Source organism: Xylanivirga thermophila (genome assembly GCF_004138105.1).
Classification (GTDB): domain Bacteria; phylum Bacillota; class Clostridia; order Caldicoprobacterales; family Xylanivirgaceae; genus Xylanivirga; species Xylanivirga thermophila.
This window is the reverse complement of record NZ_RXHQ01000022.1, coordinates 1-12,167: the sequence shown is the minus strand read 5'-3', so window position 1 is coordinate 12,167 and position 12,167 is coordinate 1. Positions and strand designations below refer to the sequence as shown.

The window sequence follows — 12,167 nt, the reverse complement described above, 5'->3', positions numbered from 1 at the left end:
AACAGGAGGAATTTTATGCTAGACATCAAGGATGTATCCTTAACAATAGATGATGAAGAGGGTCAAGTAGATATACTAAAAAATATCAATCTCACATTGGATAGCGGCAAGATATATGTCATCACAGGTCCAAACGGCAGCGGAAAATCATCTCTTGCAAAGACTATAATGGGCATATATACCCCTACTTCAGGGAATTTGATATTTAATGGGCAAGATATTACCCAAATGGATATATCAGAGAGGGCAAATTTAGGATTAGGGTATGCCTTCCAGCAACCCCCGCGATTTAAAGGTATAACAGTACGGAAGCTTTTAGAGTTATCGTCTAGAAATGGTAAAAACGTCACTGCTTTATGTGATCTTTTAATGGATGTTGGATTATGTGCACAGGACTATTTAAGCAGAGAAATAGATGGGAGTTTGTCAGGCGGTGAGTTAAAACGTATAGAACTTGCCAGCGTAATAGCAAGGGACCTCAAAGTAGCACTGTTTGATGAGCCAGAAGCAGGCATAGACCTATGGAGTTTCCAAAGGCTTGCTGAAACCTTTGAAAAGATGCATAGGAGAAGCGATACTACAATAATAATAATATCCCATCAAGAACGCATCCTCAATTTAGCTGATGAAGTAATAGTGATGAATGATGGAGAAGTAATCGATAGGACCAACAAAACAAACTTTTTCTCTAAAATAGATCAAGATGCAAATTGCCTATGTAAACAAGGTTGCGAAAAGGGGGCTGGTTTTAATGCTGAATACTATAGACAAGCAAATTCTTGAGCAGGTAGCTGGACTTCATGATGTACCCCAGGGCGCATATAATATTCGTAAAAATGGTAAAGCTCTAGGACGCAATAGCACAGCTAATATAGATATTATTCCCAAAAAAGATAAACCTGGTATAGATATTATAGTAAAACCGGGTACCAAAAAGCAGAGCGTGCATATACCAGTCATACTCTCTGCTAGTGGTATGAATGATATGGTATATAACAGTTTTGATATAGGTGAAGGTTCCGATGTTTTAGTAGTAGCAGGATGTGGCATACACAACCCGGGCAATGAAACCGCCGAACACGATGGCGTACATGAATTTGTAGTGCACAAAGGAGCACGCATGAAATACGTAGAAAAACATTACGGGCAAGGCCAGGGTACTGGCAAGAGAATCTTAAATCCTGTTACCTATGTGGAAGTAGAGGAAGATGGTGTAGCTGAACTTGAGCTGGTACAGATAAAGGGAGTAGATTATACGAAAAGGGATACCCGGGTAAAGCTTCATAAAAATGCCCGCCTTATAGTAACAGAAAGGCTCCTTACCTCAGATGATCAGGAGGCCTATTCCATTATAAATGTAGAACTTTTAGGTGAAGATTCTTCGGCACAGATAATATCACGATCTGTAGCCCAGGGAAATTCCAAGCAGGTATTTAATCTAAATCTTTTAGGTAAAAATCGATGCAGGGGCCATATACAATGTGATTCCATCATAATGGACAATGCCAACGTAAGCTCAATACCTGAAATATCTGCTTACCATGCCGATGCACAACTTATACATGAAGCAGCCATTGGCAAAATAGCTTCAGAACAGCTTTTAAAGCTTCAATCCCTTGGTTATTCACAAAAAGAAGCAGAAGATATAATACTAGAGGGATTCTTGAAATAATACTTTATAAAAGGTGAATTCTACCTACACGTATAATTCACCTTTTATATTTTTAACTGGTCTTATATGGCATTTCAAACAAAACCGATTCCGTACCATCCTTTAGATGTATACTTATAATGCTTATAACAGAATCATCCTCTTGAATAACTTTTATTATTTCCTCACTATTAAGCCATGTATATGAGGTATCAAGATTTGGATGTGCTGTATCTTCTAATACTATATCCCTACCAGAGTAGTCTATAAGCTTTATAACTCCATTATTAGAAAATATCATCTTTTGGCAATCGGTTGAAAACATCTGCACCTTAGATGCACTTCCCCTGTAAAATGTATATATAATGTTTGCATCTATATTATATATGGAATTGGATCTCTCATTTCCAAATAATACCCTATTGAAATCAGCATCCAAATATCTACAACCATTTTCCATCTGCCTTACTAATTGGTGTTCATCTGCTAAAAATCTCATTACATTGTTTTCAATGGCATAAAATATACTATTTTCATCAAAAGCTATGAGCCTACCGCCTTGATCTATAATATCATGGGCACCAGCCATATCTACATATATACATCTCCCGCCATCCCCCTCCAATGCGATATCTCCCTCATCAGATACTATCATATTGATAACAGGAATACTATCAAATGATCTAGAACTTATCTCACCACTAAATACATTATAAACAACAGCTTCTCCCTTGTTAGCTGATGTCAATGCTAAATACTCAGAAGTACCTGCCCAGGCACAGACTGAAGGATTTATTCCAATATGGCCGATATCCCTAATTTTTTTACCTGATATGTCCCAAACATATATTTTTTTATTGCTGCCTATAAGTGCATATCTGCCATTAGGACTGTATGAAACAATAATATGTTCCCTATCTTTGATGCCAAGACCATCTATAGAAATAATAGTATTAAGTGATAATTCATCCTTTTCTTTCATAAGGGTTAAAAAATATGCATCATCTCGTAGTATAATGACTTCATCATTTGCAAAATCAATGCTCCATCCGGCAGAGCCTATCTGCCCCTTTTCCAATGCCTTAATTTTTGTATATACATCATCCTGTGTTATCTCTATAGTATTGCCAGAAGTTTTTTGAATAACATCTCTATTTATAAATATAATAAAAAAAGCAGCTATAACTAGAGCAATGCCTATATATCTCATCTTTAATGACTTAGACATTTTAGACCCCCCATTTTGTATGAAGTTCCTAAGTAAAAAAAAGAACTGCTTATATAATATAGAGACCCTAACTACCAAAAAAGTTTCATATTTTTGTTAAAATAGTCCTAAAGTCCTATTAATAATTTTAAAATGACTAATTCGATATAGATGATATAAAACTGAAAAACACATAGGAGTATAGCATAATTTTTATACGAATATAATCCATATTGCAATTTACAGTTAATCCATACTATTTTATTGATTTTATCAGTCAGTAATGATATAATTTTTAGTTGTAAATCCTTGCTCTGCTCTTTGCAGGGCCAAAGTCCAAAAGGAGGTGAAACGACATGGAAATGCGCAAATACGAAACCATGTATATTATCCGTCCTACACTCGATGAGGAAGCCGTAAAAGGTGTAGTGGAAAGGTTTTCCGACCTTATCGCACAGGAAGGTGGACAAGTAGAAAAGATAGACGAATGGGGCAGACGCCGTCTGGCATACCCTATAGATGATCTTAAAGAGGGATATTATGTCCTCATGAACTTCTCTGCTCCCGCCACCCTACCAGGTGAACTCGAGCGTGTATACAAGATTACCGATAGTATACTAAGATATACCATAATCCGTGACGATGATTAAAAGGAGTGTGTTATAAAATGTTAAACAAAGTAGTGTTAATAGGACGCCTGACCAAGGATCCGGAAATTAAATACTTGCCAAGCGGTGTAGCTGTAACCACTTTTATGCTTGCAGTGAACAGAAACTACACCAATCAACAGGGAGAAAGGGAAGCCGATTTTATTCCCATAGTTACATGGCGAGGACTGGCCGAAAATTGCAGCAAATATTTAGGTAAAGGCAGATTAGTAGCAGTTGCAGGCAGAATACAAACACGCACTTATGACACTCCAGAAGGTCAAAGACGTTATATAACAGAGATAGTAGCGGATGAGGTACAATTTTTAGATCGCGGTAATAGTTCGCCATCGTCTTTCCCCGGGGCCAACAATATGGATAACCAGGCATTCCCGTCAGAGGATACTACTCCTGGATTCCAGCCTCTACCTGGAGAGGATGACGAGCTTCCATTTTAATTAAAAGGAGGGTAATATAAATGGCTGAAGCTAACAGAAGACCTAGACAACGCAGAAGCAGACGTAAAGTATGTGTATTTTGTGCAGATAAGGCACAAACTATAGACTACAAAGACATACCAAAACTTAGAAAATATGTTACTGAGCGTGGCAAGATAGTTCCTAGAAGAATTTCTGGTAACTGTGCAAAACATCAACGTCAATTGACAATAGCCATCAAAAGAGCTAGAAATATGGCTCTATTGCCATATAATGCTGAATAATCAGTAATGTTTTAAAAAGCACTGCCCTAAATTTTAAGGTAGTGCTTTTTAGTATACTTTATTTGCATAACAACACCCTTTTTAGGCATTTTGAGTCCCCATAGGTGCAAGTTGCCCCAAATATCATTGTTATTTAATTAACGATGATATAATTGTATTGTAATGATGACATGGACAAATACTAGTTTATAATAAATAATATATGAAAGGGTGTATTTTAATGGCACGTTTTACTCTACCTAGGGATATATACTTTGGCGATAATGCAATGGAGGAATTAAAGAACCTTAAAGGTCACAAAAAGGCTATAATAGTAACAGGCGGATCTTCCATGCAGAAATTTGGATTTTTGGATAAATTAGAAAATATATTAAAAGAAACTGGCATGGAGGTTAAAAAATTTGAAGGTGTAGAGCCTGATCCTTCAGTTGAAACCGTTATGGCAGGTGCAAAGGCCATGCAGGAATTTGAACCGGATTTAATAGTTGCTATTGGTGGTGGATCACCTATTGACGCAGCTAAGGCAATGTGGGTATTCTACGAGTATCCAAATCTGACATTCGACGATATAAAGACTCCTTTTTCAATGCCGCAGCTACGTAAAAAAGCAATATTTGCAGCTATTCCTTCTACTAGCGGTACAGCTACAGAGGTTACAGCATTCTCAGTTATAACCGATTATTCTACAAAGATCAAATATCCCCTAGCTGACTTTGAAATTACACCTGATATTGCAATACTAGATAGTTCCATACCTGCTACTATGCCTAAAAAATTGGTAGCCCATACCGGTATGGATGCGCTAACCCACGCAATAGAAGCTTATGTAGCAACAGCTAGATCAAAATTCTCAGATCCTTTGGCACTTGAAGCTATTAGCATGGTTTTTGATCACTTAGTTGATTCTTATAATGGAGACGAAAATGCTCGAGGGCAAATGCATATAGCACAATGCTTAGCAGGCATGGCATTTAGTAATGCACTACTTGGTATTACTCATAGCTTGGCACACAAGATTGGTGCACAATATGATGTTCCCCATGGATGCTGCAATGCCATATTGTTGCCATATGTAATTAAGTATAATTCCAAGACTTGCATGAAGGATTATGCAGATATAGCACGTATGTTGAACTTACCCGGCCATACCGATAAGCAATTGGTAGAGTCCCTGATAAAGGCTGTAGAAGAGTTAAATGATAAGGTAAATATCGTATCTACACTAAAGGAACAGGGTGTAACAGAAGAACTATTTAAATCAACATTGGATGAAATCTCAAAGAATGCAGAACTTGATCCCTGCACAGCTAGCAATCCAAGGAAGGCAACTGCAGAGGATCTTAAGAAAGTATTGGAATGCGCTTTCTATGGAGATCCTATTAACTTCTAAAATTATTAAAAGGTGATGCTAATGTATAAAATTTTGAATTCACAGCGTTTAAATAAAGTAGTAAATTCTATGGATATTGAAGCTCCCTATGTAGCCAGACGCTGTCAACCTGGCCAGTTCGTTATAGTAAGGGTGGATGAAGAAGGAGAGAGAATCCCCCTTACCATAGCAGACTATGACAGAGAAAAAAATTCAGTAACCATAATATATCAAGAGTTGGGCTATTCAACAAAGAAATTAAGTACTAAAAAGACCGGTGAATATATTGAAGACATTGCAGGCCCTTTGGGTATGCCTGCACCATTGGATAAGGAATACAAACGTGTCCTTGCCATAGGTGGTGGCGTGGGTATTGCCCCCCTCTATCCCCAAGTACGGGAACTGGCAAATAGAGGTACAGCTGTAGATGTTATACTAGGCGGGCGAACAGCCGAACTAGTAATACTTGAAGATAAATTTACCGAAATAGCCAATCTTACCATCGCTACCGATGATGGAAGTAAGGGCATGAAAGGTACGGTAGTTGATGCCCTTAAAGAACTGGTAAAGGAAAATAAATATGATCTAGTAATAGCTATAGGCCCAGTACCCATGATGAGGGCAGTAGTTGAACTTACTAAATCCCTAAATATACCTACAAATGTTTCTTTAAACCCAATAATGATAGATGGAACAGGTATGTGTGGAGGATGCAGAGTAACTGTAGGTGGAGAAACCAAGTTCGCTTGTGTTGATGGACCTGATTTTGACGGATTTTTAGTCGACTTTGATGAACTGATGCGTAGACAGCGTATGTATAAGGATACAGAAGTAGCTTTTGAAAAAGAACATGAACACGAATGTAGAATAGGTCTGGGGGGTGAAAAATAATGGCTAATATGAGCAAGAACAAAGTAAAAATGCCTGAACAACCAGCAGATGTACGTAATAAGAATTTTAAAGAAGTAACTCTAGGATATAGCAAAGAACAGGCGATGGAAGAAGCAGAGCGATGTCTAAACTGTAAAAATCCAAAATGCGTTGAGGGTTGTCCTGTAAATGTGCCTATCCCCCAGTTTATCCAAAAGGTAAAAGAAGGCAAGTTTGAAGAGGCATATAAGGTAATCACCACTCAAAATGCCCTACCCGCTATTTGTGGCAGGGTATGCCCCCAGGAGAATCAGTGTGAAGGCAAATGCGTAAGGGGCATAAAGGGTGAACCGGTTGCCATAGGACGATTAGAGCGATTTGCTGCAGATTATGCCATGAAAAATGTACAAAAAGATGGGGAAAAACCTGTATCAAATGGTAAAAAAGTAGCCATTGTAGGCTCAGGTCCTTCCGGACTTACCTGTGCAGGTGAACTCGCTAAGAAGGGATATGATGTTACAATATTTGAGGCCCTTCATAAGGCGGGAGGCGTGCTCATGTATGGTATCCCTGAGTTTAGGCTTCCTAAAACACTAGTACAAAAAGAAATAGAAAATATAGCAAAATTGGGAGTAAAAATAGAAACCAATGTTATAGTAGGAAAGTCAATAACTATAGATGAACTATTTGAAGAAGGATATAAAGCAGTATTTGTAGGTAGCGGCGCTGGGCTTCCTAGATTTATGGGAGTCCCTGGCGAAAACCTAAACGGCGTTTACTCGGCTAATGAATTTCTGACAAGAAGCAATCTTATGAAGGCATATGATAGGAAAAACAGTCCTACACCTATATATGTAGGTAAAAATGTAGCCGTAGTTGGTGCCGGAAACGTAGCCATGGATGCTGCACGTACTGCAAAAAGATTAGGTGCAGAAAATGTTTATATAATATATAGAAGGTCTGAAGAGGAAATGCCTGCAAGGGCTGAAGAAGTAGAACATGCCAAGGAAGAAGGTATAGAATTTAGACTTCTTACCAATCCTACAAAGATACTTGGTAAAGATGGATGGGTAGATAGTATGGAATGTATAGAAATGGAACTTGGTGAACCCGATGCATCTGGCAGACGCAGACCTATAGAGAAAAAGGGTAGTGAATATACCCTTGACATAGATACAGTTATAGTAGCAATTGGACAATCTCCAAATCCGCTTATTCGCAGTACCACAAAGGGACTGGATACCCATAAATGGGGCGGAATAATAGTAGATGAGGAGACTATGCAAACTTCCCGTGAAGGTATATACGCCGGCGGTGACGCCGTAACGGGAGCTGCAACTGTAATACTTGCTATGGGCGCTGGTAAAAAAGCAGCCCATGCAATTGATGAATCTTTATCATCAATAGATTAGCCCTCTCTCACACCTCTAGATTTTAACGGGAGTAAAAAATCTGGGGGTGTGTTTTATATTATATATATCAATCTATCTTCATTATGGATTTGAATTTTTTTATATAGGTACGACTAACTGGTACTTCATCCTTCTCATAGCCATTCATTACTAAAAGATATGTGTGATTAAACCATGGTATTATCTCTTTTATATACTTTAGATTTACAAGATAACTTTTATGAGTCCGCATAAACATAAAGTCCTGTAGCTTATTTTCCAAACTGGATAGAGTAAGGTTTGTAGTAAATTCGCCCTTTATAGATTTTATCACGGTCTTCTCATCTAATATGCTACAATATACAATATCTTTCGGAGACAACACCACCATTCGATCATTTTTCCATACGGTTATAACTTCAGGTAGTCCTTTTGGTTTTATATAATTGTTAATACGATTTATGGTATCTATAATTCTTTGATCCTCAAACGGCTTTAAGATATAGTCAAATGCCTGTACTTCAAAGGCATCCACAGCATAATGACTGTATGCAGTCGCAAATACTATATGGGTGTCAGAGCTTATCTTTTTTATGCTCTTCGCTACCTCTACACCATTTTTATCCTGTAGCTCAATATCTAAAAAAACTACATCGGGTTTATATTCAGCTACCAACATGAGACAACCTCCTGCATCTGTAGCCTCGCCACATATTTTAAAATCACTATAACGGGTTAATAGATATTTAAGCTCCGATATAGCATACTTTTCATCATCTACTATAATAACCTTTAATGGCATCTCTATGCGTCCTCTCCCTTACTGGTATAGTTATGATAGCCTCTGTACCCTCTCCTGGTTGAGAATGTATTACAAGGCCATTCTCTTCTCCATATATTTCTTTAAGGCGCTGATTAACATTATATATACCTATTCGCTTTTCCTCCTGTTTTTCATTTAGTAGCTTATCTATAATATCCGGCTCCATACCGCATCCATTGTCAGCTATCCTGATCTCATAAGATCTAGTATGTCTAACTACATCTATAATAATTAGACCCCCTTGTTTACCAACGAGGCCATGCTTTATAGCATTTTCAACTAGTGGTTGAAGAATAAGAGGTGGTACCTTAAGATGGGTATCAAGGGGTACATTTATTTGAACATCAAAATTGTCGCCAAACCTAGCTTTCTCTATATCCAAATAGCATTTTACCGTACTTATTTCCTTGTTTATATCTACAAGATCTGGAGAAGTTTCAATAGTAGCCCGAAAATAATTTGAAAGTTTGAGCAAAAGCTCCCTAGCTTTTAATGGTTCTATCCTACACATGGAGGATATTGTATTTAAAGCATTGAATAGAAAATGGGGGTTTATTTGAGCCTGTAGCGCTTTTAATTCAGCTTTTGAGCGCAAACTGGCATAATAGTCCTTGCTATTAAATGTAAGCTGTGTTGATATAAGATGGCCTATTCCTCCTACCATGGTTTTTTCCACATCAGATACTGAATATTGTGGTAATTTATAGAAAGCTATGGTGCCTAAATGATCAAGCCCTTTTGAAATGCCTACCTTGGCACTTGAAAATTTGGTATGATTATCAAGGGTTATCTGTATATCTCCCGCCTGTGCCTCTATCTTCTCCTCCCTCCAAAATACCACTGCATTAAAATCCAATATACCATAGAGCATGGCTATAAGGCGCTGATAATCCTGTTTATTTGCCAAGCCCCCTGGCAAGAGTTCTACAAGTCGGCTTGCAATATCAAAGGCTAAATATACATCATTGATATTATCCAAAGCATCAGACCCCCTTAATTTCTGTTTCACCTACTTTCTATATTATAATTTGCCCATGATTTTGTCAATTAAAAAAGGACTCTAGCATTAAAGCTAAAGTCCTTCATATATTTTTATGGAAGTATTAGTCTACTATAACTACAGGTTTTATAAGATCCTTGGGCTTATCATGCATAAGCTCTAAAGCCTTCTGCACATTGTCAAAACCATGGAATACATGAGTAACAAGTTTGCCTGGATCTACCCTATCATATTTAACTAGATCAATTAGTCTCTCCATTCTGAGCCTACCACCTGGTGTCAATCCTCCGCGTATATCCTTATGAGCCATACCGCAGCCCCATTCTACCCTTGGTATAGCTAAATCCCCATCACCAAAGTAGTTAACATTGGATATTGTTCCACCCGGTTTTGCCATCTTTACAGCAGATATCAATATATCAGAATTACCACCAGCAATAATTACACTGTCTGCACCTTCACCCTTTGTCAATTCCATAACCTGCTCTACAGTATCGCCATTTTTATAGTTTACTATATCGCTAGCACCATAAAATTTAGCAGCTTCAACACACGCAGGACGGCTACCTATCGCTATTATTCTACCTGCTCCCCTCAGTTTTGCACCGGCTACAGCCATAAGACCTACTGCACCTATACCTATACATACTACAGTTGAACCCAATTCAATTTTAGCCAATTCTGATCCGTGAAATCCGGTGGTCATCATATCAGTCAGCATAACTGCCTTCTCAAGGGAAATCTCATCAGGTAAAATCGCCAAGTTCATATCTGCATCATTTACATGAAAATATTCAGCAAACACACCATCTTTAAAGTTTGAAAATTTCCAACCAGCTAGCATACCAGTAGAATGCTGTTGAAAACCTCTTTGTACTTCCATTGATCTCCAATCAGGAGTTATTGCAGGTACTACTACCCTATCACCAGGTTTAAAATCCTTAACCTCGCTGCCTACCTCTACTACCTCACCTACTGCCTCATGTCCTAATATCATATCATTTCTCTCACCTAAAGCACCTTCATATACAGTATGAATATCAGATGTACATGGAGCAACAGCCAAAGGTCGAACAATCGCATCATATGGCCCAGCTACTGGCTTTTCTTTATCTATCCATCCAGTCTTACCTACTCCCAACATTGCAAAACCCTTCATGTGAATAAGCACCTCCGTTAATATTTCGTTTATTTATATTTTCCTATTTCTAATTATACTATTGTTAATATTTTATCAAAGTCATTTTGGCTAACATACCATTTACATGCTGTAAGATGCAAATATTCACCCTTATCTTGTTATGCTCCCCTGCTATGGGGTGAGTAATCTAAATAGATAGGCTGCAATTTCGGGAACTCATATATGTCTTCAGGTATTTCCGCTAACAAATTTAAGGTTCCATAAATATTATCAATAAGGTTTAATCCCCGTTCTCTCAAAATACCTTCAAGATTTGTATTTTCCCATTTGTACCACCTTGCATATCGCTCCCGTTCAGTTAAATATCTATCTATTCCATTCTTTGCGTCTCTAGAACCTATTAACTCATTGCACATAAAAAAGTTACATACCAATGTACGATATTTAGGCGGGAGTGTGCAACCATAGCTACTTTTTACAAATGGACAAGCCCTAAAAAACATGGTTTTATCCTCTACTTCACAAAAACCACCATCTCTCATATATCTGTCATAACCCTGTTTATCAAAGAATCCCTTTGCATGTATATAAAAATGATATACTATAGTACCAGGATTTTTTAATATAATATCCAAAGTCTTTCGTCCTTTTAAAGTTTTTGACATACGCTGTATCTCTATTAAACTAAACTTTGGATAATAATAACAACAACCACGATCTTTTATGCTACAAAAGCTTGTACCCATAACACTGCTGCAATTAATACATGCTGTAGATACGTATCTTGGTACATAACCATCAAAATCCAGATATATCTTATCCATGACTTCATCCCCTATTAAATGAAATTTTATGTCTTTTTATGTAATATTAATTATATACCTCTGACTCTATTATGCCAATACTTAACGAAAAATACTTTAAGTCATAATTTTAAAGCAAATAATGCAAAGTCTTTCCTCTGCATTTTATTTATAATAAATTACAGAGGAAAGACTTTAATATATTACTATCTTATTATTCTCTTCTTTTTAGATAAAAAGGATTAACTGCATATTCTTCTATATATCCACATTCTCTGCACATATATTTAACTGTCTCTGTTTCACCTATTAGACCATCGTTCCGACGTGCAATAAAAATTCCTTTATTTTTCGTTTCCAACATTTCCCCTGAACATTTCGGACAACTCTTCATCATATATACCTCCTTATATAGTCAGTAGGCTCTCGAAAACTCGAAGAGCTTAATCTTACTTTATTTCAAGGTTCGGCTTTTTAGCTTCACCCCTACTTTTTGATTAATATTCACTTTAAAATTTCCAATTCTACTTACCATTACTTCCCT

Annotated in this window: 14 protein-coding genes; 8 read left to right on the top strand and 6 right to left on the bottom strand. The window is 37.3% G+C overall.

Annotation, left to right across the window (positions count from 1 at the left end; all coding sequences use genetic code 11):
• Window positions 1-15 precede the first annotated feature (15 nt).
• On the top strand, window positions 16-783 hold the full coding sequence (locus tag EJN67_RS09910) for an ABC transporter ATP-binding protein (RefSeq protein ID WP_129724158.1): 768 nt from the start codon (window positions 16-18) through the stop codon (window positions 781-783).
• Complete coding sequence (locus tag EJN67_RS09905; protein WP_129724157.1) at window positions 752-1,672, top strand: SufB/SufD family protein; 921 nt, start codon at window positions 752-754, stop codon at window positions 1,670-1,672. Before EJN67_RS09910 ends, EJN67_RS09905 begins: the two co-directional genes overlap by 32 nt.
• Window positions 1,673-1,724: 52 nt before the next feature.
• Here EJN67_RS09905 and EJN67_RS09900 read toward each other — a convergent pair whose 3' ends face one another.
• Window positions 1,725-2,879 (bottom strand): hypothetical protein, encoded by a 1,155-nt coding sequence (locus EJN67_RS09900; protein WP_129724156.1) that lies wholly within the window; start codon window positions 2,877-2,879, stop codon window positions 1,725-1,727.
• Window positions 2,880-3,220: 341 nt separating this feature from the next.
• Here EJN67_RS09900 and rpsF point away from each other — a divergent pair, with 341 nt between their 5' ends.
• The 6 genes from rpsF (at window position 3,221) to gltA (ending at window position 7,877) form a co-directional block, all read left to right on the top strand.
• On the top strand, window positions 3,221-3,508 hold the full coding sequence (rpsF, locus tag EJN67_RS09895; RefSeq protein WP_129724188.1) for a 30S ribosomal protein S6: 288 nt from the start codon (window positions 3,221-3,223) through the stop codon (window positions 3,506-3,508).
• Window positions 3,509-3,525: 17 nt separating this feature from the next.
• Window positions 3,526-3,963 carry a single-stranded DNA-binding protein gene (locus tag EJN67_RS09890; RefSeq protein ID WP_129724155.1) on the top strand — a complete coding sequence of 146 codons (438 nt, stop codon included), beginning with the start codon at window positions 3,526-3,528 and terminating at the stop codon, window positions 3,961-3,963.
• A 20-nt stretch (window positions 3,964-3,983) separates the two neighbouring features.
• Window positions 3,984-4,226 carry a 30S ribosomal protein S18 gene (gene rpsR / locus EJN67_RS09885; RefSeq protein WP_129724154.1) on the top strand — a complete coding sequence of 81 codons (243 nt, stop codon included), beginning with the start codon at window positions 3,984-3,986 and terminating at the stop codon, window positions 4,224-4,226.
• A 220-nt stretch (window positions 4,227-4,446) separates the two neighbouring features.
• A complete protein-coding gene (locus tag EJN67_RS09880; protein ID WP_129724153.1) occupies window positions 4,447-5,616 on the top strand; it encodes an iron-containing alcohol dehydrogenase in 1,170 nt (389 codons plus the stop codon).
• Between the two features lie 21 nt (window positions 5,617-5,637).
• Complete coding sequence (locus EJN67_RS09875) at window positions 5,638-6,486, top strand: sulfide/dihydroorotate dehydrogenase-like FAD/NAD-binding protein (RefSeq protein ID WP_129724152.1); 849 nt, start codon at window positions 5,638-5,640, stop codon at window positions 6,484-6,486.
• Window positions 6,486-7,877: an NADPH-dependent glutamate synthase gene (gene gltA / locus EJN67_RS09870; RefSeq protein ID WP_129724151.1), complete on the top strand. Its 1,392-nt coding sequence runs from the start codon at window positions 6,486-6,488 to the stop codon at window positions 7,875-7,877. The genes EJN67_RS09875 and gltA overlap by 1 nt, the downstream gene beginning before the upstream one ends.
• 67 nt (window positions 7,878-7,944) lie before the next feature.
• Here the strand turns inward: gltA and EJN67_RS09865 are convergent, their stop codons facing one another.
• The 5 genes from EJN67_RS09865 to EJN67_RS09845 form a co-directional block, all read right to left on the bottom strand.
• Window positions 7,945-8,658, bottom strand: coding sequence for a LytR/AlgR family response regulator transcription factor (locus EJN67_RS09865; RefSeq protein WP_129724150.1), 714 nt, complete (start codon window positions 8,656-8,658; stop codon window positions 7,945-7,947).
• Window positions 8,630-9,658 (bottom strand): sensor histidine kinase, encoded by a 1,029-nt coding sequence (locus EJN67_RS09860; RefSeq protein WP_129724149.1) that lies wholly within the window; start codon window positions 9,656-9,658, stop codon window positions 8,630-8,632. The genes EJN67_RS09865 and EJN67_RS09860 overlap by 29 nt, the downstream gene beginning before the upstream one ends.
• A 124-nt stretch (window positions 9,659-9,782) precedes the next feature.
• Window positions 9,783-10,838, bottom strand: a complete 1,056-nt coding sequence (locus tag EJN67_RS09855; protein ID WP_129724148.1) for an NAD(P)-dependent alcohol dehydrogenase — start codon at window positions 10,836-10,838, stop codon at window positions 9,783-9,785.
• 140 nt (window positions 10,839-10,978) lie between these two features.
• Window positions 10,979-11,644, bottom strand: a complete 666-nt coding sequence (locus tag EJN67_RS09850; RefSeq protein WP_129724147.1) for a hypothetical protein — start codon at window positions 11,642-11,644, stop codon at window positions 10,979-10,981.
• 193 nt (window positions 11,645-11,837) lie between these two features.
• Window positions 11,838-12,020 carry a hypothetical protein gene (locus EJN67_RS09845; protein WP_129724146.1) on the bottom strand — a complete coding sequence of 61 codons (183 nt, stop codon included), beginning with the start codon at window positions 12,018-12,020 and terminating at the stop codon, window positions 11,838-11,840.
• Window positions 12,021-12,167: the final 147 nt, after the last annotated feature.